This is a genomic window from Shewanella sp. LC6, assembly GCF_006385735.2.
GTDB classification, from domain to species: Bacteria; Pseudomonadota; Gammaproteobacteria; order Enterobacterales; family Shewanellaceae; genus Shewanella; species Shewanella xiamenensis.
Window position 1 is genome coordinate 372,452 of the sequence record NZ_CP043902.1, and the last position, 23,752, is coordinate 396,203.

At 47.4% G+C, this 23,752-nt stretch carries 19 protein-coding genes; 9 read left to right on the plus strand and 10 right to left on the minus strand.

The features are described 5' to 3' along the window. Nucleotides 1–5: 5 nt before the first annotated feature. Both FJD32_RS01735 and FJD32_RS01740 read left to right on the plus strand, forming a co-directional pair. Nucleotides 6–1,262 (plus strand): HAMP domain-containing histidine kinase, encoded by a 1,257-nt coding sequence (locus FJD32_RS01735; RefSeq protein WP_037423161.1) that lies wholly within the window; start codon nucleotides 6–8, stop codon nucleotides 1,260–1,262. A 32-nt stretch (nucleotides 1,263–1,294) separates the two neighbouring features. After that, nucleotides 1,295–1,981 carry a TIGR01621 family pseudouridine synthase gene (locus tag FJD32_RS01740; protein ID WP_055646882.1) on the plus strand — a complete coding sequence of 229 codons (687 nt, stop codon included), beginning with the start codon at nucleotides 1,295–1,297 and terminating at the stop codon, nucleotides 1,979–1,981. Nucleotides 1,982–1,985: 4 nt separating this feature from the next. Here FJD32_RS01740 and FJD32_RS01745 read toward each other — a convergent pair whose 3' ends face one another. Further along, on the minus strand, nucleotides 1,986–3,119 hold the full coding sequence (locus tag FJD32_RS01745) for a GGDEF domain-containing protein (RefSeq protein WP_140907486.1): 1,134 nt from the start codon (nucleotides 3,117–3,119) through the stop codon (nucleotides 1,986–1,988). Nucleotides 3,120–3,216: 97 nt separating this feature from the next. On the opposite strand from FJD32_RS01745, the gene FJD32_RS01750 reads away from it, so the two are divergent. Then, the gene (locus FJD32_RS01750; RefSeq protein WP_001206290.1) at nucleotides 3,217–4,425 is read left to right on the plus strand and encodes an IS4-like element IS10A family transposase; all 1,209 of its coding nucleotides are present in this window, start codon (nucleotides 3,217–3,219) and stop codon (nucleotides 4,423–4,425) included. A gap of 296 nt (nucleotides 4,426–4,721) precedes the next feature. After that, nucleotides 4,722–4,841: a YqaE/Pmp3 family membrane protein gene (locus FJD32_RS01755; protein WP_224022102.1), complete on the plus strand. Its 120-nt coding sequence runs from the start codon at nucleotides 4,722–4,724 to the stop codon at nucleotides 4,839–4,841. A 76-nt stretch (nucleotides 4,842–4,917) separates the two neighbouring features. Here the strand turns inward: FJD32_RS01755 and FJD32_RS01760 are convergent, their stop codons facing one another. Beyond that, complete coding sequence (locus FJD32_RS01760) at nucleotides 4,918–7,092, minus strand: TonB-dependent receptor (protein ID WP_037423169.1); 2,175 nt, start codon at nucleotides 7,090–7,092, stop codon at nucleotides 4,918–4,920. 303 nt (nucleotides 7,093–7,395) lie between these two features. Between FJD32_RS01760 and FJD32_RS01765 the strand changes: the two genes are divergently transcribed. Then, nucleotides 7,396–7,554, plus strand: coding sequence for a DUF2986 domain-containing protein (locus tag FJD32_RS01765; RefSeq protein ID WP_037425046.1), 159 nt, complete (start codon nucleotides 7,396–7,398; stop codon nucleotides 7,552–7,554). An 87-nt stretch (nucleotides 7,555–7,641) separates the two neighbouring features. On the opposite strand, the gene FJD32_RS01770 is transcribed toward FJD32_RS01765, so the two are convergent. From FJD32_RS01770 to FJD32_RS01785, 4 genes are all read right to left on the minus strand, one after another. After that, nucleotides 7,642–8,103, minus strand: a complete 462-nt coding sequence (locus FJD32_RS01770) for a M23 family metallopeptidase (RefSeq protein WP_088586531.1) — start codon at nucleotides 8,101–8,103, stop codon at nucleotides 7,642–7,644. Between the two features lie 9 nt (nucleotides 8,104–8,112). Then, nucleotides 8,113–8,709, minus strand: coding sequence for a hypothetical protein (locus FJD32_RS01775; RefSeq protein WP_240199981.1), 597 nt, complete (start codon nucleotides 8,707–8,709; stop codon nucleotides 8,113–8,115). Between the two features lie 3 nt (nucleotides 8,710–8,712). Next, nucleotides 8,713–9,378 carry a CHAP domain-containing protein gene (locus tag FJD32_RS01780; RefSeq protein WP_037425039.1) on the minus strand — a complete coding sequence of 222 codons (666 nt, stop codon included), beginning with the start codon at nucleotides 9,376–9,378 and terminating at the stop codon, nucleotides 8,713–8,715. Between the two features lie 211 nt (nucleotides 9,379–9,589). Next, nucleotides 9,590–10,933, minus strand: coding sequence for an anaerobic C4-dicarboxylate transporter (locus FJD32_RS01785; RefSeq protein WP_088586532.1), 1,344 nt, complete (start codon nucleotides 10,931–10,933; stop codon nucleotides 9,590–9,592). A gap of 281 nt (nucleotides 10,934–11,214) precedes the next feature. Here FJD32_RS01785 and FJD32_RS01790 point away from each other — a divergent pair, with 281 nt between their 5' ends. Both FJD32_RS01790 and FJD32_RS01795 read left to right on the plus strand, forming a co-directional pair. Next, nucleotides 11,215–12,393 (plus strand): monodechloroaminopyrrolnitrin synthase PrnB family protein, encoded by a 1,179-nt coding sequence (locus tag FJD32_RS01790; RefSeq protein WP_047539708.1) that lies wholly within the window; start codon nucleotides 11,215–11,217, stop codon nucleotides 12,391–12,393. A 4-nt stretch (nucleotides 12,394–12,397) separates the two neighbouring features. Then, nucleotides 12,398–13,519 carry an aminotransferase class V-fold PLP-dependent enzyme gene (locus FJD32_RS01795; RefSeq protein ID WP_088586533.1) on the plus strand — a complete coding sequence of 374 codons (1,122 nt, stop codon included), beginning with the start codon at nucleotides 12,398–12,400 and terminating at the stop codon, nucleotides 13,517–13,519. A 142-nt stretch (nucleotides 13,520–13,661) separates the two neighbouring features. On the opposite strand, the gene FJD32_RS01800 is transcribed toward FJD32_RS01795, so the two are convergent. Both FJD32_RS01800 and glnA read right to left on the minus strand, forming a co-directional pair. After that, nucleotides 13,662–13,919, minus strand: a complete 258-nt coding sequence (locus FJD32_RS01800) for a YceK/YidQ family lipoprotein (protein ID WP_226871843.1) — start codon at nucleotides 13,917–13,919, stop codon at nucleotides 13,662–13,664. Nucleotides 13,920–14,492: 573 nt separating this feature from the next. Continuing rightward, nucleotides 14,493–15,902 (minus strand): glutamate--ammonia ligase, encoded by a 1,410-nt coding sequence (gene glnA, locus FJD32_RS01805; RefSeq protein ID WP_037425030.1) that lies wholly within the window; start codon nucleotides 15,900–15,902, stop codon nucleotides 14,493–14,495. Between the two features lie 973 nt (nucleotides 15,903–16,875). Here glnA and typA point away from each other — a divergent pair. Continuing rightward, the gene (typA, locus tag FJD32_RS01810) at nucleotides 16,876–18,687 is read left to right on the plus strand and encodes a translational GTPase TypA (protein ID WP_037425027.1); all 1,812 of its coding nucleotides are present in this window, start codon (nucleotides 16,876–16,878) and stop codon (nucleotides 18,685–18,687) included. 83 nt (nucleotides 18,688–18,770) lie between these two features. Here the strand turns inward: typA and FJD32_RS01815 are convergent, their stop codons facing one another. Further along, the gene (locus FJD32_RS01815; protein WP_037423204.1) at nucleotides 18,771–19,799 is read right to left on the minus strand and encodes a diguanylate cyclase; all 1,029 of its coding nucleotides are present in this window, start codon (nucleotides 19,797–19,799) and stop codon (nucleotides 18,771–18,773) included. A 375-nt stretch (nucleotides 19,800–20,174) separates the two neighbouring features. Here FJD32_RS01815 and katG point away from each other — a divergent pair, with 375 nt between their 5' ends. Then, nucleotides 20,175–22,361 carry a catalase/peroxidase HPI gene (gene katG / locus FJD32_RS01820; protein WP_088586534.1) on the plus strand — a complete coding sequence of 729 codons (2,187 nt, stop codon included), beginning with the start codon at nucleotides 20,175–20,177 and terminating at the stop codon, nucleotides 22,359–22,361. Between the two features lie 85 nt (nucleotides 22,362–22,446). Here katG and FJD32_RS01825 read toward each other — a convergent pair whose 3' ends face one another. Beyond that, the gene (locus tag FJD32_RS01825; RefSeq protein ID WP_037425020.1) at nucleotides 22,447–23,661 is read right to left on the minus strand and encodes a 4Fe-4S binding protein; all 1,215 of its coding nucleotides are present in this window, start codon (nucleotides 23,659–23,661) and stop codon (nucleotides 22,447–22,449) included. Nucleotides 23,662–23,752: the final 91 nt, after the last annotated feature.

The window sequence follows — 23,752 nt, forward strand, 5'->3', positions numbered from 1 at the left end:
CCTTAGTGACTGTGATCATAGGCGCTTTGCTGTTTGCCCTTTATCGGCAACTCATTATCGAACAGCAGTACCAAGTGACTCAGTATCTTGAGTCCGAAACCCAACGCTATCAGCAGCTTGCTCTTACTGTCGACCGTCGCAGTTTTGCGGCGCAAATTCGTGCCGCCGATCCGCAGACGGCGCTTATCGCCTGGCGCAATAGCTATGATATGGTTGGCGCCTTAAGCTTTATGCCTGAAGGCATGCCCATGCTGCCGCAAACGCGGGATTTCCCGATTTTGACTGGCGGCCCTGATAAGTTGCATATCCTTACCGGCGGTCTAGTGATGACTCGCTATGGCCCCGTGCTCATCGCCACCCGTACCGACAACTTAGCTACACTCATTGATAAATTTATCAGCGCAGCGGCCACGGCCGTGATGTTGACCATAGTGTTAACCTTAGCGCTGGGCTATCTGTTTTCTAAAGCAATTTTACGCCGTTTAGTGCAGTACAACCGTTTAAGTGAGCAAATTGAGCGTGGGCATTATGATACGCGTCTGCCGCTCAGTTGGCGTCAGGACGAGTTTGATATGTTGGCGCTGCAATTTAACAACGTGCTGGATATTCTCGAGAATAACCTGATGGCGGTGCGTGGTGTGACTGATAATATCGCCCACGATTTGCGCACGCCTTTATCCCATATTCGCATTGGTCTTGAGGAGTTAGCGGCCAAATCTCCCGATGAAATCAGTGAGGGCTGTGCTATTTTGACCGAAGAGCTTGACCACTGCCTTGCGACCTTCGATGCCATGCTCTCGCTGACACGCATTGAGGAAGGGCAGCAAACCTTAGATTTGCAGGAGCTGAGTTTGGCGCAGCTATGTACTGATTTGCTGGAAATGGCCGATGCAGTTGCGGAGTCGAATGAGCAAACCTTGAGCCTGTCGCTGCTATCTGACCATAAAATATATGGTGACAAGTATCTGTTGTTCCAAGCCTTGTATAACTTGGTCGACAATGCGATGAAGTACTCTGGCCAAGGCGCACGTATCGATATTATTCAATCCGGTGCCCAAATTAAGATTTGCGATAACGGTCCTGGGATCCCCGATGACAGCAAAGAAAGAGTATTTGAACGTTTAGTTCGCCTCGACCCAAGCCGCCATTTGCAGGGCACGGGTTTAGGATTATCTATGGTCAAAGCGATTCTATCGCGGCACAATGCGCAAATTACTCTTTCGGATAATCATCCCGGCCTTGTAGTGACCATTCAGTTTTAGGCCAATATCCGCGTGACAGTGTTAGGAACCCCATGTACCGAATCATAGCCAATGAGGCTGATTTTCTTGTTATTTCTAAATCGCCGAATGTGCATTTTCACAGCCAAGATGGCACTGCGGGTGTCGTTGCGCAGTTGGAGCAGGATTTAGGGATAAAACTCTTTGCCGTGCATCGGCTCGATACCCCGACCTCAGGGCTGTTACTGTTAGCCAAACATCCGGCTGCGGCGCGGCAGTTGACTGAGCTTTTTAGCGCCCATCGAGTGCAGAAATACTATCTTGCCCTCGCCAAAGGTAAGCCTAAAAAGAAGCAAGGCTGGGTGATTGGCGATATGGCTAAATCCCGCCGCAGTATGTTTAAGTTACTGCGAACCAAAGAAAATCCAGCGATTACCCAATTCTTTTCCGTCAGTGTTGGCGATGGGCTACGGCTGTATTTACTCAAACCCCACTCGGGGAAAACCCATCAGTTACGGGTCGCGCTTGCTAGCCTTGGGGTACCGATTTTGGGCGATGCCCTCTATGGCTCCGATGTCGCCGACCGCTGTTATCTGCACGCCTATTGCCTGCATTTTCGTTATCAACATGGAGATGGCAGTTGGCAGAATTATGCGTATCTTGATATGCCTGAGCAGGGTGAGCTCTTTTTAACTGAGACTGTCAGTGAGGCGCTGACATTTTGGCAAGCACCAGAGACTTTAGATTGGCCTGAACGATAGGTGTTTATTGGGAGGGAAATGCTTGGCAGATCCGGTCGCGCCCCTCAGACTTTGCTTGATACATGGCATGATCGGCTTCAATCAATAGTTTGTCTGGCTGACATCCTTGATAAATCGTGGCGTAACCCACGCTTGCGCAAAGTTGGACTTTTTTATCCTGCCAGTTAATCGGATTTTCCCTCAGTACCCGATGTAATTTATCCGCAACGGCTCTTGCGGATGGTGCGCTTGTGGCTGGCAGTAAAACCAAAAACTCTTCCCCACCATGACGACACAGGACATCGTGTTCCCGTAATACCGAGTGAAATAATCTTGCCGCTGTCAGCAGGGCGAGGTCACCAACATCATGACCATAGTGATCATTTATATGTTTGAAATGGTCGAGATCGAGCAAGATCACGCTATAAGGCTCTGCATTTTTCTGCCAGCGTTGGTGGGTTGTGGTGAGTCTTTTTTGCATTGCGCGTCGATTCCACAGCCCTGTGAGCTGGTCTTTTTCAGCCAACATTCTGATTTTACTCACCAGACGAGTCATCGCATTACCTATCATCAGGATATTGATAAGTAAGGCTAAGAACACATAAAACCACAGCACAGGAATGGCTTCAATCGTGTGCATGGCAATAAATATTGGCGTTTCACTCGGCGATAACAGGGCGATGAAAAACCGAATCATGAAGATGATAGCCATCGCGATTAAGGGGGTGATCATGGCAATCGCTATCTTATTGCCAGTCTCTCTGCGGATAGCGTAATAGTTATCTCGACTGAGCATCACAAAAGATAGTGCTGCATTGGCTGAAAAAAGCATGGCGAGTATCGGCTGAGATTGGACATTTGGGGGAACCATCAACATGAGTGCTGCGGTGATTGCGAGCATAGTCAGATCGAACTTAGTGCTGTGCTTCAATCTAAACAGGTATTGTGTGCCCCAACGCAGCATGATAAATCCGAGTAAGATAACAATATCTGCGCAAAACCAGTAGAGGTAACTATTTGATTCGGTTCTTAGAGTGTTGAGAATGATGCCGATAAATACACAGATATTCGCAAGGGAAAAGCGTATGCTGGCTAATTTGGCAATGTTCAATGGTTTGGCGATTAATCCCCATGCAATAGCGGCTGTACCCTGAAGAATCCCCTGATGATTTACAAATAAATCATCAAATTAGGGTGGAAGCGCATCTTGTTGCATGATCAAATGGTTTCTCCAAAAACTACACTTGGACAACAAGATGCGCGAAGCCAATATCCTACAACATTCTTTACACCAATACTGCCCAGAACTTCACCTAAAACGATTAAACAGCTTGATGCTGGCCTCTAAGGCACTGATTGAATGTAAGACACTGACCTTGACTGAGTTAGGTCGAAATTTACCAACCACGGCCCGAACCAAGCACAACATCAAGCGCATTGATCGTTTGCTCGGCAACACGCATCTGCATCAAGAACGGTTAGCTGTCTACCAATGGCATGCCAGCCTCATCTGTTCTGGTAACCCTATGCCGATTGTGCTCGTCGATTGGTCAGACATCCGAGAGCATAAACGCATCATGGCTCTGCGCGCCTCAATAGCCTTCAATGGCCGCTCTATTACCCTGTATGAGAAGTCCTATCCCCTATCAGAACAATGCTCTAAGGCCTCCCACAACGGTTTTTTAGCGGACTTAGCCAAGATTTTACCTTTGCATGTTACCCCTCTCATCGTGACTGACGCGGGGTTCAAAGTGCCTTGGTACAAAGAGGTTGAGGCGCATGGTTGGTTTTGGCTAAGCCGTATTCGCGGTACAGTTCAATTTGCAGATATTGGCGCTGAAAATTGGCGTGCAGTTCGCAGTACACATGACTTGGCCAACGGTCAAGCGAAGAGCCTGGGTTGTAAGACCTTGACCAAAACTAACCCTATCAATTGCCATCTCACGCTTTATCGTAGCAAACCTAAGGGGCGTACAAATCAGCGTTCAACGAGGACTAATTGCCACCATCCATCGGCAAAAACGTACTCAACATCGGCGAAAGAGCCTTGGGTGTTAGCCAGCAATTTACCACCAGAATCTCGGAGCCCAAAGCAGCTGGTAAACCTGTACGCCAAACGTATGCAAATAGAGGAAACCTTTCGTGACCTCAAAAGCCCGGCATACGGCTTTGGCTTACGCCAAAGTCGTACCAACAGTCCAGAGCGATTCGACATCATCCTACTGATAGCGTTGATGGTTCAATGCCTGTTGTGGCTAGTTGGTTTACACGCACAGCAACAGGGCTGGGATAAGCATTTTCAGGCCAATACCATTGGGCATCGAACGGTACTCTCAACGATTCGCTTGGGATTGGAGGTACTCAGGCGGCCTGATTATCAAATCACGGAGAAAGAATTGCTGGCGGCCTGGGTATTATTCGCCAATCAGTTGCTCAAATATGGCTATGCTATGGCTGATTTATGAGGGGATCCTTCAGGGCTGTACCTGTCAGTAGACAAATAAATTTAATTAGTAAAAGCGCTTGGGGATCAAATTCCATGGCGGCGTTCAATTTTCCTTTAACTATAGATGGCTTTTGGCATTTTTGTTGAAATGGACTGAATGTTAAGTGAAGACCTGTGCCACAACGCCCAAGCCACAGGTTGATAATGCAATGGTTTCAAACCGGTGGGCTAACGACGAAGTTAAAAACTGCTTACTCGTCATTTATTACGGTTTAAGGATGGCCTGCTGTCGATATAAACAAATGACTATGAGTCATTATTGCGATTCTATTGCCTCCCGTTGTGGTATTTTTAAACGCGGGCGTAGGCAAAGATCTGTTAATTATCATAGTGCTGTGTTTATTTTTCGGGTTCCCGCCTTACCGTTGTCACTAAGGCGTAGCGTGTTTCAATGAGCCAATAAAAAGCGCAACCTAAGTTGCGCTGATTATCGATTTCACCTGTTCGTTAATTAAAACGCCACGGTATAACCTATAGTGGCAGTGCGACCCATACCTTTAAAATAACGATCATTTGTACCCATGGTTTGTGAGTAGTAGTTGAAATAATCCTTATTAAACAGGTTTTGTACACCAATGCTTAAGGTACCCGTGTAGAGCGGCATTGAAAATGACGCGTCGACAGTGGTGTAACCATCAAACTCGGCATATTTAGCACCTTTGGCATTTTCAAAATCACGGTCCATAAAGTAATTTGCTTGAACACGTGTCGACATTTCATTATCGAAGTTGTGGGTCCAGAATAAGTTGATACGATTCGGGGAAATATTGGCGCCATCGAGATCGGTATCGACCTTATTATCACCGTTTACATCGTATTCGCCCCGTTGCAGTGCGATGTTCATGCCCAAATCATCATTGCTTGTTAGATAAGCGGTAACATTCGCTTCGATCCCATCAATGACGCTTTTTTCACGTTTTACATCATAGAAACCGTCGCTGTTTAAGGCTAAACGGGCACCAAAATCGGTAGCAGAACGGTAGTAAGCAATCTTAGCACTTAAGAAACTACCTTGATAATCGGCACCCAATTCAACGTTATCCGTCACGATTGGAGTTAAGGCTAAAGAGTCACTAATGCTTGGATTGGCGCCGGGGAAACTGTTTCCATCACGCAGAATACGGCCAATGTCTGGCATGCCAAAACCTTGGTTGTAGCTAGTGTAGACGCGGATATCCGGCGTGATTTTATAGGATAAACCGACATTGAATAAGGTTTCATCAAAGGTGGCTTCGCCCCCCGCGATTTGCTTATTGCCAGCGCCATAGAGGGTTTTGTAGTCATCAACATTGAGGGTAGCGTGCTCGTAACGCACACCGGTTGATACGGTTAAATCTTTAATTAAATCATAGTCTAACTGTAGATACGGCGCGAAGTTATCATAGGTGCTTTCAGGTACCCAAGAGAACCCAGTTTTCACTAAGTCCTGTTCAGTCGTATCGCGGAACAAGTCGATACCATAGGCCGCATCGATGCCAGTATCTGCAATGTTTTTCGCGATTAACGAAGTTTTTAGGCCCCATTTAACCGAAGAGTTGCGTGATTGCTCGTAGTATAAGTGCTCGCCTTTGCTATTTACACCGCATTGAACCACTTGATCGCTGCCTTCAAAGGAAGGATCGTAGAAGCTATCGAAGCAACCACCGCCGTACACCGCTTTAAAGTCTTGATTAAACAACTGCATGTTGAGCTGTTGGCCTGCAATGTTTTCGTGGCTATAGGTCAAACTAGTGGTGGTGACTTGGTTATTAGCCGCTTCCCAGGGCTGTTTTTGTTCCACGGCACCGGTTGGAATACCATTGGGTTTATTACCTGCAACGGCCATCCAGTCGCCATTGTTATCCATGTTGTAATGGTTAACCATCAGCTCTAGGCGTGACTCGGTAAAGTTGTGGCCTAATTTGATGAAGAAGTCCTTACTCTGGCTATCCATGGACTCGCCTTGCGTCGTGTCCACCCCAATCACATCGTGATTGGCATCGTAGTAAACCCCGTTATTGCGATAGCTGACCGAGCCTAGCATATCGATCAATTCTGACTCGCCTGAAAACGCATAGCTGGCACCAAAACTGACACCGTTAGACTTGAGTGAGTCAGGGACTGTGACATCAAAGCTAGCGACGTGCTGGTTATCGCCCGTGGGCTTTTTGGTGATGTAGTTGATAATACCGCCCTGTGCGCCTAGGCCGTGCATCGCATTGGCGCCGTGAATAATTTCAATGCGTTCAATCATTGCAGGATCGATAGTTTGTCCTGAGCGGCCACCGCTGCGCAGCGGGTTCGATTGCGGCACGCCATCGATCATAATTAATGGTGCACGACCACGCAGGGTTTCACCCGTATTACTCATCTTTTGGCGGCTTGGTGAAAAGCTTGGCGCTAAGTTGCCAATAATGGTCGACAGATCTTTGGTGGTGCGGAACTGTTCTTCGAGTTGCACGCGGTCGATAATGGTCACTGTATTAGGAATCGAGCTTGGGGATTTATCCATACGGCTCGCGGTCACGGTAATTCTTTCTATTTCTTTGTTTTTATTTATTTCCGTGTCGGATTTTTCTTGTGCAATAGCGGATTGGGTGAGTGCTGCAAAGACAGCGAGAGCAACAAACGAGGTTTTGAACGTCATATAACTTCCTGCTAAGGGCGTGTGAATTTGCTACACCGAATTCCTTGGCATCAGACTCTTCCGTTAAACAACATTGCAAATGATAGTGATTTTTATTAACTTCGGATGATAAGGAAGTCATTCAAGGTTGTCTAGTCGATCTGTAAATCAAACGAGCTAAAATGTGGCGTTTTTTGCAACTTGTGACTCGGATAGCAATTATAGGTGTATTAAGATTGAGGGTTTATCTTCATCCTACTGATTTGTTGCTGTGGCTAAGGATGGCTATAATGTCGGCTTGAATATTGCTCAGATACAGCGCTTATGAACCGCAAAAAGAAGATTAATCAAACGCTTAAGCAGAAGGCGAAAAAAGCTAATGCCAAGCTTCACACCAGTAATAAACCTAAATATATCGCGAAAGCAGAACGAGTTGCACAGGCTCTCGCGGCAGAAAATGAGCTAGAAGTGCCCGTTGAGTGAGCCGTTAATCTCTAACAGTTAAATCCTCAATAAAGCTTACTTAGCCTCTAAATACTCAATGGGATTGAGATAAAAAGCCTTTTTATATCATTGGGTTGAAGTGTCTATTCGCCAAGGTCTTGGGAACAGGCTTAAGATGGAATAGTGCAAATGGGGTGGTTTACCTTGAGCATTGCCAGTCGTACCGACTGTGCCTAGCGTTTCTCCACCTGTCGCGAATAAGCCTGTCGATGCTTCAATGCTGCCTAGGTGCGCAAAATAATGCATTTGCCATTTAGGGCCGAGTCCAACAACGACTTTTCCGCCTTTAAAAAAGTCACCTTTGTACAGCAGTAGCATGGGCGTTGGTGCGATAACCGGGGTACTCGTGGCCGCAAATATATCGATACCCTTGTGTGTGCCCGAACTTCCCCAAGGCTCATACCAAAAGGTTTGGCTATTCCAATCCTTATTCGTGGCACCTTTTACGGGGATGATAGGTTGTTCTGGCACCAAGCATCCGGCAAGGAAAAAGAGTGCGAGAATGAATGCGATATATTTCAGTTTCATTGTTATCTCTTACATAAATCTTTTAGTGAAACTCACTGAATTCACACCAGTTTGTCGGATATTGCAGGCGCTCGGTTTCACCAAGTGATAACCAATAGGGGCGCCAAAACGCATCGCACCAAAACTCAAGGTTCCCTTGCAAACTCCCAAGTGTATCAGGATCAACATCGGGAAAACTTTCCCAAGGAGCAGGCGGCGTGGCCTTAAAGGTAATAAGCTGTTGCAATAGATTGATATCATTGGTGATGAGCAGTACGCAGAACCCCGCAAAATCTGCATATTGCTGTAAAAATACTGTTGTCTGTAGGTTGGTGTGTGATGCAGTACGCCATTAAATGGCGCATCAGAACCTACAATTTGCTCGAATCCCGCCTGGCAAAGTAAAGTGTCGAGTCGCTGTTTATCTTGATCATTCAGCAAGCAATGGAGTTGATAGGCGGATAATTCAGTCTCAGTTGTTGGCGTGACTAAGGGATAAGCTTGGTGGCGAGGCACAGTGAGACTCGCAGTTGCCTCGCCACCAAAGAGTGCTTGAAGATCCGTTGCCTGCGAGCGAGTTGTCGCTTTTATGGCAAATAGCTGTTTTACCCAGTTAAAAATCCCCATAGCTTATTCCTTAATGGCCATCGCAGGGTCGATAAAGCCGCCCGTTTCTGTTATCACCTTAGGGCTTATTGCCTCCCAACGTAACCATCCTTTGGCGCGTGGTGCGTTTATATACCAGAGTCCAGCCCGTTGTTCTAAGGGAAAATATTCCCTTGATGGGGCAAATGGACCGGGGTTTTGCTGGGCAATTTCGATACTATTGTCCGTGACGGCCGCGATAATGGCGACATGGCCATAGGGATTAAACATCCATGGGGCAAAGACCAGCAAATCATCAGCCATAGGTTTGCTTTGGCTGCCATTGGTAAATTGGCGCAGTGCACGTTTTTCGTTCCAACTGCCATCAGTGAGCAGATTATCGAAGAAGTCCCGGGCGTGCCCAAAACTGTCAGGCATTTTGTGTTGATATCGTTGGTAAAAGTAGCGCTTAACAAATTCTACGCATTGATATTTTATGCCGAGGTTATAGCCGTCGAGGGAGAGGTTGCGTCCCTCATTAGTGTTAACGCCACCGTTATAGTAAATCTCGATTCCATTGAGGGAGTCGATAATGTCACCCACTTGGTGATCAGTGTTGAAGTGATAGCGTGTAAGCAACTGATAGCCGAGAAAACTTACGCTAAGCCCTAGGCCCACAATCAGCATCCATAAGCGAAAACCTTTAATCATCTTTAGTACGACATTCTCAAAAGATAAATTGATTCAGCATGATATAAGGCGGGATTGTATGCTGCTGTTGCTAAAGACGTCTAGCTGATAAGGGAGTGTGGCGGGAGCTTAATACTTTCGTACTGAGCGCTTGCACATCTTTAATTCGTCAGGCCGATAGCGTTAATGTGCTATCGGCCTGATTATATGTGCTTATTAACGCAAACTAACTTTACAGTAGCGCAGTTGCCAACAGATAACCCACGGTTGATGCGGTACTAACACCAATCAGTCCTGGGATAATAAAGCTGTGATTAATGATGAACTTACCAATTTTAGTGGTACCTGAGCGATCGAAACCGATGCAGGCCAAATCGCTTGGATAAGTGGGCAGCACAAAGTAGCCATAACTGGCGGGTAAAAAAGCAATTAATAGCTTAGGATCGACACCTAAAGCTAATCCCATCGGTGCAATCGCCGTGAGCGCGGCCGCTTGGCTATTGACCAGTTTGGAGATTAAAAACAGCACTAGGGCATAGGTCCAAGGCTGGTTTTGCACTACGTGGGAGAGGTTTTCCTTCAGTACATCCATATGGCTGATAAAGTAAGTATCGCTCATCCACGCCACGCCAAATACCGAGAATATCGCCACCATACCCGCTTTAAAAACCGGACCATTGGCAATTTCAGCCGGCTTGACTTTGCAGCTCATCAAAATAAAGGCGCCTGCAATCAACATCATCATTTGGATCACTAAGTTCATCGACAGTGGCGCGAGCTTGCCTTTCTCTTCAAACACTGGACGCAGCTCGCTAAAGGAGCCAAGTAACACCACTGCGGCGATAGCGGCAAAGAAGATCCCTGTTGCCCAATACGCTTCTTTGGGGAAGGTTTGATTCAGTAGCGTTTCGCCCTTGTCGTAGATAAAGGCTCTTTGCACAGGATCTTGAATTCGCTCTTGAAACTCTTCGTCTTTATCTAAATCTTTGCCGCGACGTAGGCTCCACAGTGCCGCCACTAACACACCGCAAAGGGAGGCTGGCACCGACACCATTAAAATGTCCAGCATGCTGTAGGCATGGCCAACACCGTACTGTGCCGCCAAAATCGATACCATAGAAACGACGGCGACTGATACAGGGGAGGCGCAAATCGCCATTTGTGAGGCGACCGAGGCCACCGCCATGGGGCGTTCTGGGCGAATGTTCTTCTTCAGGGCAATGTCAGAGATAATCGGGAACATGGTGTAAACCACATGGCCTGTACCGCACAAAAAGGTGAGCGTCCATGTAGTTAACGGTGCCAGAATGGTGATGTACTGTGGATGGCGGCGCAGTAAACGTTCGGCAAACTGCATCATCACATCTAAGCCGCCTGCGGTTTGCAACACGGCGGCACAACCGATAACCGCAAGAATGGTTAACATCACTTGCACTGGTGGCTGTCCGGGGGCGAGACCAAAGACAAACGTCAGTAAAAATAAACCTATACCACTTATCAACCCGAGCCCCATACCACCATAGCGGGTGCCCAGTAGCAAGCAGCCGAGTACGACAATAAATTCCATTAAAATCATTTTGATTTACCCCTGCGGAACCTGCCGCGCTATTTGTATTAGGACTAGCTGTATTTGGCGTTATTTTGCGAGGCGATTGACTTTGATAACTTGCGCTGGCGCAAGGTGTAAATAAAAAGTGGCATTAGATTTTTCATAAATTTGAGCTAGCGCTAGAAACGTGTCGCCAGAAGTTGCATCCTTGTTAACTCGGAAGCGCTAATGGCGCCTGTAGCCAAGTGAAACATGCCCTAGTACTTGCTCCGGTAAAAATAACCATAACAATCGCCAAGGATGTCCAAGTGAAACCTGCCACCTATAATACCGAAGCCTTCGATGAGTGGATCCGCAGCCGCTTTGTAGAACTCAACTCGCAGCTTGAACAGCTTTATTACCAGCAGATCGACCGTGCTAATGTGCAAGATATCGGTACCGAGCTTAAGCAAACTCTAGAAAGCGAAGGGCGAGGGCTGATTAAGGCTTTGCTCGATGAGGGCAATACCGACGAAGGCTTTGATAGTGCTTTTGATTTGCTAGGCAATGTTGGCCTGTATATGGCCGCCTGCCGCCGCCATGAAATTACTGAGCCAACACGGGAGACCACCTCGCCACTTCTTGAAGCGTCAGCGCTGGCGATGCATATCGGCGCCTCAATTGGAGTCACGCCGCGCTTTGCTACCGCCCATTTAACCACCCATAACCGCGCCCATAATGGTATCTACAAACGCTTTACCGATCTGCCCGATGAAAAACTGTTTGTGGATTACAACACTAAAGGCATTTTGGCCTATAAACGTGCAGCTGATGCGCTATTAAAAATCCAGCCTTTGGGGATTTCTCATCCAATTAGTCACGATTTACTGCGCGTCGCTAAGCAGGCATTGCAGGATGTGATTGATTCGAATACGCAGTTATTCAATCGTTTAGATACGGACCGTTTCTTCTACTGTGTCCGCCCATATTACAAACCCTATCGGGTTGGTTCTGTGGTGTATCGTGGCGCCAATGCGGGCGACTTTGCTGGGATTAACGTTATCGATTTAACCCTAGGTTTATGTTTTGCCAACGAAGCATCTTATTCGCAAATGCTGGTGGATAAGTTTTTATACATGATGCCGGAGGATCAGCAAATCTTGCGGGAATGCATGCGCCGCCCTAATTTGATGGATGACTTTTTGCAGGCCAAGGGCTGTGTGCATCAGGACTGGTATCAAGAAAATCTCAAGCTGTTTATCGAAGTCTGTGAATTACATGGGCAAACTGCGATTCAACATCACAATGAATTAGTGACTAAGTATATTGCTGAGCCTTCGGTCAGCATGGAACAACAACATTTAGCCAAAGTGACCGCCAGTGGTCCACCATTGCCTGTGTTACTCGCCTCCCTTGAGCGTTTAAGGGATAGACGCGCGGCCGTATTACGTGACGATATTCGCACCCGTTATTATGATTTGAAAAAACTCAAAGACAGTTTGAGGTAAGGCCATGCTGCTAAATGTAAAACAGGACTTTTGCCTCGCAGGCCCTGGATATCTGCTTAACCATTCCGTGGGGCGGCCACTCAAATCGACCGAGCAGGCGTTTAAGCAGGCGTTTTTTGCACCTTGGCAGGAGTCTGGCCGCGAGCCTTGGGGTCAATGGTTAGGTGTCATCGATAACTTTACCGCGGCGCTGGCAAGCCTTTTTAATGGTCAGCCGCAGGAATTTTGCCCGCAGGTGAATCTATCGAGCGCATTGACCAAGTTGGTGATGTCACTGGATAGATTAAATCGCGATGGCGCCGTGGTGCTGATGAGCGAGATTGATTTTCCTAGCATGGGATTCGCCCTTAAAAAGGCATTGCCCGCAAGTTGTGAACTGCGCTTTATTCCCAAGGGCTTAGATGTTACCGACCCCAATGTGTGGGACGCACATATCAGCGACGATGTTGATTTAGTCTTTGTCAGCCATGCCTATTCTAACACGGGACAACAGGCCCCCCTCGCGCAGATTATCCCCCTTGCCCGTGAGCGTGGCTGCTTGAGCCTAGTGGATGTGGCGCAATCGGCTGGGATTTTGCCGCTGGATTTAGCCAAGCTACAGCCAGATTTTATGATTGGTTCGAGTGTGAAATGGTTATGCTCCGGCCCCGGCGCTGCGTATCTGTGGGTCAATCCGGCTATTTTGCCCGAATGTCAGCCACAGGATGTGGGTTGGTTTAGCCATGAAAATCCCTTTGAGTTTGATATTCATGATTTTCGCTATCATCCAACAGCGTTGCGGTTTTGGGGCGGCACGCCTTCTATCGCCCCCTACGCTATTGCCGCCCATAGTATTCAATATTTTGCCAATATTGGCTCACAGGCAATGCGTGAGCATAACTTGCAACTGATGGCTCCAGTGGTACAGGCATTGGACAATGAGCTCGTCTCGCCGAGGGCAATCGATAAGCGTAGCGGTACGCTGATTTTGCAATTTGGCGAGCGGCAAGCGCCGATCATGGCGGCATTGGCTGAGGCGAATATCAGTGTCGATGCCCGCAGTTTAGGGATACGCGTATCGCCACATATTTATAACGATGAGGCCGATATCCTAAGGTTACTGGAGGTAATAAAAGCCCATCGTTAACGGATTGAGCATAGCTTACTCAGCCGACATGGCGTAATAGCCTCGAACAGGGAGCATGGCTCTGGGGCATCAAGGCGCCCCCTAATGCCGATGTCATTAACCCATGCCCTGAGGCTGAGGTCATTTATTGGGGCGAATATGCTCAAATGCTGTAGTTATAGTGGCAGAACATAGAACGCGGGGTTCGGAGCTTGGGATTACTGGGCGTGATAGCCAAATCGACGGGCAGCATCACGGTATCGACGATCAGCGAGCTACCCATATCGACCAGTGTCAGAGGGATAGTAAACAGTAGCAGTGGCGGGGCGGATAACGCAGAAACTATCGCACACTCCTCGCCATTATCAACAGCAGTTTGAACACTGGAGAAAGAATGCCCCCAAGTTGAATTTTCTCCCATCCTCGATGTTATTGTTGCACATCCCGTGAGAGAACAGCACACGACCAAGCAAGTCAACCAACGCATAACCACTCCATTGTTTATATGTGAAAAACCGCATTGTTTCGGTATGAGCGACTCGCTTGATTAACTTTGGGCGTTAGTCTTATGGAACCCGAACTGGTTTTGTTCGACACCGATATATTCAGTTTTAGCAAGTCGGCATTCTAACCACATGAATATATGTGTCAATTATTCAGCAGCAGTAATGAGACAACAGTAAAGAGACTCCCAACTTTAGTGTCGCAGTAGTTAACGCCTCTGCCTATAAGTTAGTTTTATATCGCGTTTAGCTCAGTCTTAAACGACATCTGTCCCTATTGTTGTTATTGCAGTGGTGTCTGCTGGTATGCTTTCTTTTGATGATAAATAAGTGGTTGGCTATGTCGCCATTTAGAGAAAAGTGTTGGTCATTGCACCAGCATGAAAGAAGCGTATACCTTCAAGAAACAAAAAGCCCCATCAGCAAAACTGTTGGGGCTTTGATACTTTATGCATGCATTTATACAGTGAGTAATTGCATGCATCTAGCCATTACAGGCTGTAGTACATTTCAAACTCTAATGGGTGAGTTGTACGGCTTACACGCTCAGCTTCTGCAGATTTCAGTGCAATGTAAGACTGGATGAAATCTTCGCTAAATACACCGCCGCGAGTTAAGAACTCGTGGTCAGCTTGCAGGTTTTCAAGGGCGTTTTCTAATGAAGTCGCTACTTGTGGGATTTCAGCCGCTTCTTCCGCTGGCAGATCGTACAAGTCTTTATCCATCGCTTCGCCTGGATGGATCTTGTTTTGGATACCGTCGATACCCGCCATCAGCAGTGCTGCGAAACCTAAGTATGGGTTTGCATGTGGATCTGGGAAGCGAGTTTCGATACGACGACCTTTAGGGCTTGGTACCACTGGAATACGGATTGAAGCAGAGCGGTTACGGGCAGAGTAGGCTAACATCACTGGCGCTTCGAAGTGTGGTACTAAACGCTTGTAAGAGTTAGTGCTTGGGTTAGTGAAAGCGTTCAGTGCGCGAGCGTGCTTGATGATACCACCGATGTAGTACAGTGCAGTTTCACTTAAACCAGCATATTTGTCGCCTGCGAACAGGTTTACGCCATCTTTCGCCAGAGATTGGTGAACGTGCATACCGCTACCGTTGTCGCCAACGATTGGCTTAGGCATGAAAGTCGCAGTCTTACCGTAGGCGTGAGCCATGTTGTGTACTACGTACTTCAGAATTTGGATTTCGTCCGCTTTCTTAGTCAGGGTGTTGAAGCGAGTTGCGATTTCGTTTTGACCCGCAGTCGCCACTTCGTGGTGGTGAGCTTCAACCACTTGACCCATTTCTTCGAGCACTAAACACATCGCGCTACGTAAGTCTTGTGATGAGTCAACTGGTGCTACTGGGAAGTAACCGCCTTTCACGAATGGACGGTGACCAGTGTTGCCACCTTCGTAGCTAGTGCCAGAGTTCCAAGCCGCTTCTTTAGCGTCGATTTTCACGAAACAACCAGACATGTCAGTACCGAAACGGACGTCGTCGAACAGGAAGAATTCTGGTTCTGGTCCAACTAATACAGTGTCAGCGATACCGGTAGAGCGTAAGTATTCTTCCGCTTTTTTCGCGATAGAACGTGGGTCGCGGTCATAACCAGTCATTGTGCCTGGCTCGAGAATGTCACAGCGGATCAGTGCAGTGGTTTCTTCGGTGAATGGATCCAGTACGAACGTAGTTGGGTCTGGCATCAGTACCATGTCTGATTCGTTAATGCCTTTCCAGCCAGCGATTGACGAGCCGTCAAACATTTTACCGTCTTCGAAGAAGTCAGCGTCTACCTGATGAGCTGGGATAGATACGTGCTGCTCTTTACCTTTGGTGTCGGTAAAACGTAAATCAACAAACTTAACTTCTAATTCTTCAAGTTGCTTTAAAACTGATTCAACTGACATTCTCAAGTCTCCGGTAGGGTAAAGGGATGTCCCTTCTATAATCTTTTAACTCAAGTTGTGCTTGAGCAAAACTTACTAGCTATAAAGCGATATCTATGCCAACAATTTAACTTGTTGATAATTAATGAATATGTGTTTTATCGCACTATCTTTAACTCTGTGTTGCACCTTATTGGTGCGTTTTGATGTGGTATTTTGGTGCATTCATCCATTTTGGTGCGCGCCATTCGCCCCCATTTTAGTGCAGTGACGATGAGCATCGGCTTGCTTGGTTAATTCATATCCATATTCAAGCTGAGCAGCATACTCGCTGTTAGCCTGTTACTATCCATTAGGCTCAGCAAAACAGAATGAATTTAGCATATAAATAAGTCTAGATAACCGCGTAAGCTCACTGTTTTCAGTGCTCGCCATAATGTCACAAAACAGTGAGATGCTAAGCTGTTTTTCTGATAATGATTTTGGCTTGTTTTCATTGCTTATCATTAAAAATCAATTGATTAGTCTTGTTGTTCTTAGGTGGGAATAGAGTTTATTGAAACTGCGTCTAAAGCCATTTATTTAGGCTATAGGGAAAATACTTAGGTAGCGGTTTGGCATACTGATGTGTTTGGACGAAAAAACGGGGCTGCCGAATTGGGGTTATTCGCTATACTTATGGCGGCCTTGAGCGCATAGTCTGCAATGACATTCCAGTGAAAAATAGTAATTTCAGCTGGTTAGTCGTATTGAGTTCGAGATAACGTGGCAATTGTCTGCGCGTTAACGGTGCATTTGGGTTATTTGCCTTATCGCCATAACGGATTCGTTAGCATAGGCCCCAAAAAATAGTTTTATAAGTGTTCAAAAATAATCCTGTGCGATATGGCCGCTCTGGAGTAGAATGTCACGCTTTTTTATGGCGACTCAACGTAGATTGCTGTAACGAATATTGTAATATCCCTAATTTTGTTTGATGGTAAGAGGTTTATCTGTGCTAGAGAATTTACGTAACATCGCCATTATTGCGCACGTTGACCATGGCAAAACGACCCTGGTTGACAAGCTGCTGTCGCAATCAGGAACCCTTGAGACCCGGGGAGAAGCTACTGAGCGGGTGATGGACTCCAACGATCTTGAAAAGGAGCGTGGAATCACGATTCTGGCAAAGAACACTGCCATCAAGTGGAACGACTACCGCATCAACATCGTAGACACCCCAGGCCACGCCGACTTCGGTGGTGAGGTTGAGCGCGTTCTGTCTATGGTTGACTCAGTATTACTGCTGGTTGACGCCGTTGACGGTCCAATGCCACAGACTCGCTTCGTAACCAAGAAAGCGTTCGCCCAAGGCTTAAAGCCAATCGTTGTTATCAACAAAATTGACCGTCCTGGTGCTCGCCCTGATTGGGTTATCGACCAAGTATTCGACCTGTTCGACAACTTAGGTGCGACCGACGAGCAATTAGATTTCCCAATCGTTTATGCTTCTGCATTAAACGGTTTTGCAACTTTAGATCCGGATGTCGTCAGTGAAGATATGACGCCACTGTTCCAGACGATCATTGAAAAAGTATCTCCACCTGCAGCAGATGCTGAAGGTCCGTTCCAGATGCAAATTTCTCAGCTTGATTACAACTCTTACGTAGGTGTAATCGGTGTTGGTCGCATCAAGCGTGGTAGCATCAAAGCTAACCAACAAGTGAGCGTAATTGGTGCTGACGGTAAAGTACGCAACGGTAAAATGGGCCAAGTATTAGGTTACATGGGCTTAGAGCGTACCGAAGTTGACGTTGCAAACGCGGGCGACATCGTTGCGATTACTGGTTTAGGCGAGCTGAAGATTTCTGACACTGTGTGTGCCGCTGGTAATGTTGAAGCACTACCACCACTATCAGTTGACGAACCAACGCTGACCATGACGTTCCAAGTCAACACTTCACCTTTCGCAGGTAAAGAAGGTAAATACGTGACATCACGTAACATTCTTGAGCGTCTGCAACAGGAATTAGTGCACAACGTGGCACTGCGTGTTGAAGAAACCGATAGCCCAGACCGTTTCGCGGTATCTGGCCGTGGTGAATTACACTTATCTATCCTGATCGAAAACATGCGTCGTGAAGGTTACGAATTAGCGGTTTCTCGCCCAGAAGTTATCTTAAAAACCATCGATGGCGAACTGTGTGAACCATACGAAACCCTGACCGTTGACGTTGAAGAAGAGCATCAAGGTACAGTCATCGAGAAGCTGGGTATCCGTAAGGCTGAGATGAAAGACATGCAGCTTGACGGTAAAGGCCGCGTGCGCGTTGACTTTATCATCCCAAGCCGTGGCTTAATTGGTTTCCAAACTGAGTTCTTAACTGCAACTTCTGGTACTGGTCTGATTTACCACTCATTCGATCACTACGGTCCGCACAAAGGTGGCGATATCGGTCAACGTGCTAACGGCGTATTGATCTCTAACGCTACGGGTAAGGCGCTGACATTCGCACTGTTCGGTCTGCAGGACCGCGGTCGTCTGTTTATTGGCCACGCAGCCGAAGTTTACGAAGGTCAAGTTGTGGGTATTCACTCACGTTCTAACGACCTGACAGTTAACTGTTTGAAAGGTAAGCAGCTGACTAACATGCGTGCTTCTGGTACTGACGAAGCTCAAGTACTGACTACGCCAATCACCTTAACTCTTGAGCAAGCGCTTGAGTTTATTGATGATGACGAATTAGTTGAAGTAACACCTAAGAGCATCCGTGTTCGTAAGAAACACTTAACTGAAAACGACCGTAAGCGCGCTAGCCGCGGTTAATGGTGGTTGTGGTGGGCACGTAAAGTGACTGCCATACAGTGAATAAAGCCCTGCTAAGGCAACTTAGCGGGGCTTTTTAATGGCTATATTTCAGGTTCATGTACTGAGCGTATGCAGTTACGACCTGCGGACTTCGCCAAGTAAAGGGCGGTATCTGCTTGGTGGACTAATTCTAAGGCATTATGTTTATCTGAGGGGAGTAAACACGCGACCCCCACGCTGACCGTGACAATTCCTATGTCTGTTTTAATATGGGGTATAGCAAGCGATTGAATAAGTTGATGTACGTGCTTGGCGGTGTCGAGTGCGCTTTGGTGATCCGTATTGGGGAGTAAAATAACAAATTCTTCGCCGCCATAGCGTGCAACCAATTCACCTGCCCGACGACCTGATTGAGATAAGCTGTTCGCCAGCATCTTGAGACAGTCATCTCCTGCGAGATGGCCATAAAAATCATTAAATAATTTAAAGTGGTCAATATCGAGCATGATAAGCGAGAGTGGCGTGTTGTTGCGTTGCCCACGACTCCATTCCTTTTGCAGCATTTGATCAAACAATCTACGGTTGCCAATATTGGTTAACCCATCGGTATTGCTGAGTTTTTCGAGTCTGTTGTTCGCTTCTGCAAGTTCATAGGTTCGCGCTTGTATAATGGACTCTAGCTCTCGATTGCGCTCTTCTAAACTCGTCATCGGGTAAATTTCGCCTTGTTTTGCTAAACCATAGGGAATGGATATTCCACTATGGACGATTTTCCAATCGTTGCTTTCTTGGCGAAAAATCAGCACTAACCTTGCGGTTTCTTGGCTAAGTATCGAGTCTGGAATAGGGAGGTGTATATGGAAAAACGCTGTAATAACAATAATATCTTCGGCAAGATCCTGTAGTGAAAGATCTAATACTTCAATATGGATCCGTTCGGGGACTTGGGCGAAGTCCTGACGGGTTATTTTTACCCATTCATCTTTACTGGTGACAAGAATATCGCTGCTACCTGCATAACCACTAAAAGTATCGCTAAAGCGGGCTGTGAGTTTGTCATCCCGTGCAGCGTACATCTCAATATATTCATCAAAAAGTGACTGCATAAGTTGCAAGCGTCTCTGTCGCATAGATTCACCTCAAGTAAGAATATAAGCGTTTTATTGTTCTTATTTGAGATGAGTATTAGTGATAAAACCATCTTCCGTTCTGATTAAAATCAAGATAGTGATGTAAAAACCACCAATAGTGTGATCTGTGCCCGCTTTTTGAGCTAGGGTTTGCTGTTCTTGTTACAGTTACCTAGCTTTAGTGGCAAAAGTTTGAAATGTTGTCATTTTGCTTGTTTAGTATACAGACCGAATGGTGCATTAATCGTTACTTTGGAACAGTGCAGAAGGGATTAATGCAAACGATAAACGTTTTAGAAGACGTCCAAACCAGATAAGCCTAATGACGCCTTATAGGGTCATTCCCTTCGTTAGCCATAAGTAAAGGAATATTCCATGGACAAGACTCAACACTCTCAAGGTAAATGCCCCGTGATGCATGGGGCAAATTCAGCCGTTGCCAGCAACAATATGGATTGGTGGCCTAAGGCACTTAATCTCGATATTTTGCATCAGCATGATAAGAAGACGGATCCCATGGATCCCAACTTTAATTACCGTGAAGCCTTTAAGACCCTTGATCTCGCTGCCGTGAAGCAGGACTTGCACTCCCTTATGACCGATAGCCAAGATTGGTGGCCAGCCGATTGGGGGCATTATGGTGGCTTGATGATCCGCATGGCATGGCACTCTGCGGGTACCTATCGCATTGCCGATGGCCGTGGCGGCGCGGGAACGGGTAATCAACGCTTTGCCCCACTCAATAGCTGGCCCGATAACGCCAACCTTGATAAAGCCCGCCGTTTACTCTGGCCGATTAAGAAAAAATACGGCAATAAACTCTCATGGGCAGATTTGATGATCCTCGCGGGTAATGTGGCCTACGAGTCTATGGGCTTAAAAACCTTTGGATTTGCCGGCGGTCGAGAGGATATTTGGCACCCAGAGAAGGACATTTATTGGGGCTCTGAAAAACAATGGCTCGCGCCAAGTGATAATCCTAACAGCCGTTATTCGGGCGCGCGTGACCTTGAAAATCCCTTAGCCGCCGTAATGATGGGGCTGATTTATGTGAATCCTGAAGGGGTTGATGGTAAACCCGATCCACTGCGCACCGCTCAAGATGTGCGTGTCACTTTTGCACGGATGGCGATGAATGATGAAGAAACCGTGGCCTTAACCGCCGGTGGCCATACGGTGGGCAAATGCCATGGCAATGGTAAGGCACAGGATCTTGGCCCTGAACCCGAGGGCGAAGAACTTGAGGCCCAAGGTTTGGGCTGGCTCAACAAAAAAGGCCCAGGCACGGGTGCAAATGCCGTGACTAGTGGTCTCGAAGGCGCTTGGACGACTCATCCCACTCAATGGGATAACGGTTATTTTCACCTACTGTTAAATTACGATTGGGAATTGAAAAAAAGCCCCGCGGGCGCCTCTCAGTGGGAACCTATTAATATTAAAGAGGAAGATAAAGTCGTCTCAGTGGGCGACCCGAATCGCAAGTTTAACCCCATCATGACCGATGCGGATATGGCGATGAAAATGGACCCCGAGTATCGCAAGATCTCCGAGAAGTTTTATCAAGATCCCGCCTATTTCTCCGAGGTATTTGCCCGTGCTTGGTTTAAGTTAACTCACCGCGATCTGGGGCCTAAGAGCCGTTATTTAGGGCCAGAAGTGCCGAGTGAAGAGCTGATTTGGCAAGACCCCATCCCAACCGTTGATTATCGTTTGGATGCCAGTGAGATTGTCGACCTGAAGGCGAAATTATTAGCCTCGGGACTCAGTGTTTCCGAATTGGTCGCAACCGCGTGGGACAGCGCGCGCACCTTCCGAGGCTCGGATTTCCGCGGTGGCGCCAATGGCGCACGGATCCGTTTAGCACCACAAAAAGATTGGCAGGCCAACGAACCCGAGCGGTTGCAAAAAGTATTGCAGGTGTTGAGCGCGTTGCAGGCAAGCTTAAGCAAAAAGGTCAGTATTGCCGACTTGATTGTCCTCGGTGGCGCTGCGGCGATTGAAAAGGCCGCCCACGCTGCGGGAGTCAATATCACAGTACCTTTCATGCCTGGCCGTGGTGATGCCACGCAGGAAATGACCGATGTGGAATCCTTTGCCGTACTTGAGCCTTTGCACGATGCGTATCGTAACTGGCAGAAAAAGGATTATATAGTTCAGCCCGAGGAGATGATGCTCGATCGCACTCAACTTATGGGGTTAACCGCCCATGAGATGACAGTGTTGGTTGGGGGAATGCGGGTGTTGGGCACTAACTATGGCGGTACACGCCACGGCGTGTTTACCGACAAAGTGGGTGTGTTAACTAATGATTTCTTTGTGAATCTTACCGACATGGCCAACAACTGGAAGCCTGCGGGTACTAATTTGTATGAGATAGTCGAGCGTAAAACTGGCGCAGTGAAGTGGACCGCTACCCGTGTCGATCTGGTGTTTGGCTCTAACTCGATTTTGCGCTCCTATGCTGAGGTTTATGCGCAGGATGATGCCAAAGAGAAGTTTGTGCATGACTTTGTGGCGGCTTGGACTAAGGTGATGAATGCCGATAGGTTTGACCTTGCCTAATCACTAGTACTTAAGCTCGTTGTGACCATAAAAGGTGCAGTTTAGACTGCACCTTTTTTATATCTCTTATCAACAAATCAGAGAGTTAATGACCCACTCGGTCAATCACTTGGATAAGTTCCATGCGGATAGCGTCCGGTGTTTGGCTATGCCAGAATCCCGCTAAATAAGCGCCGAGTGGCAGGAGGAAGAGCGCCAATAATAACAAGACTAACAATCCTTTATGGCTAACTCTGTGACCCGATTTAAGGCCAAAACCGAGCGCCGCTGATTTAGGGCAGGCCGCCACACAGCGCATACAGGCTTGGCATTCGTCGCTGCGAACCGTGGTTTTGGTATGCACTATGATGTTGGCTGGGCAGGCGCGGGTACATTTATCGCACTTCATGCCCTTGGCTTCGATCAGGCAATGCTGAGTATCGCGGCGGATTTTCAGTGGGCTGGCAAAACTTAACAGTCCGAGCATGGCACCATAGGGACACAAGTAGCGGCAAAAACCTTGGCGACGCCATGCGGCGAGGACGAGGATAAGAGCAAAGCAGGCTAAGGTAATAAGCCCTGGTGTGATAAAAAACAGTGCCATCTTAAGGTCGGCAATTTTGTGGTAGTTACCCTGCAGATAATAGGGAATTGACTCGCTTGGCATACCGATCACTACATAAAACAGTCCCAGCAGTAATAAGTATTTAAGCATCCGTAGTGGCCAGTCTAGCCATGCGGGTGGCGCAAGTTCTGCTTTGATAAAGCGTTTGCGCAAGGCGTAGAGGTATTCGCCGGCGAGTCCTAAGGGGCAGGCCCAGCCACAAAAGGCGCGTTTACAGAGTAGGCCTGTGAGTAGCACGGCGGCGAGCATCACAGCGGCGGCGGGATGGGTTTGGTCCCACAGGTTGAGCGTCAATATGGCTTTTAATTCAATCCCGCCGGCGATGGGCAAAAAGGCATCGACAACATCAGGGCGCATTAACCAAGGCGTGACCCCTTGTTTGAGTTGGATAGCATTAATGCAGTATTGGATGGCGACTAAAAACAACGAGAGTGCGAGCAGGTGTTGGCAGCCTTCACGCAGGGCGTTGATTTTTATCTCGGCCTTATACTCCACCGGAGCAAACTTATGGGCAATAAGTGTAAGGGGCAAGGCAATGATTAGGGCGAGCGCCAAGGGCCAGTAGAGGCTAATCGCCACGGCGCCCACACTCAGGAGTAAGGTGGTCACTGCTCCCCATTTTTTACCGCTCCAATAGCTTAGGGAGGCGATATACATCAGGGCCAACATTAGGGTAAGGGATTCAATAAAGGTCATGTTAATACTGCAAATAGAATACACGTATTCAATCTGAGCAATCTTTTGTAGATAAGTTTATGAGCCTAAAGTGAATTTGTGCGTTAGATCC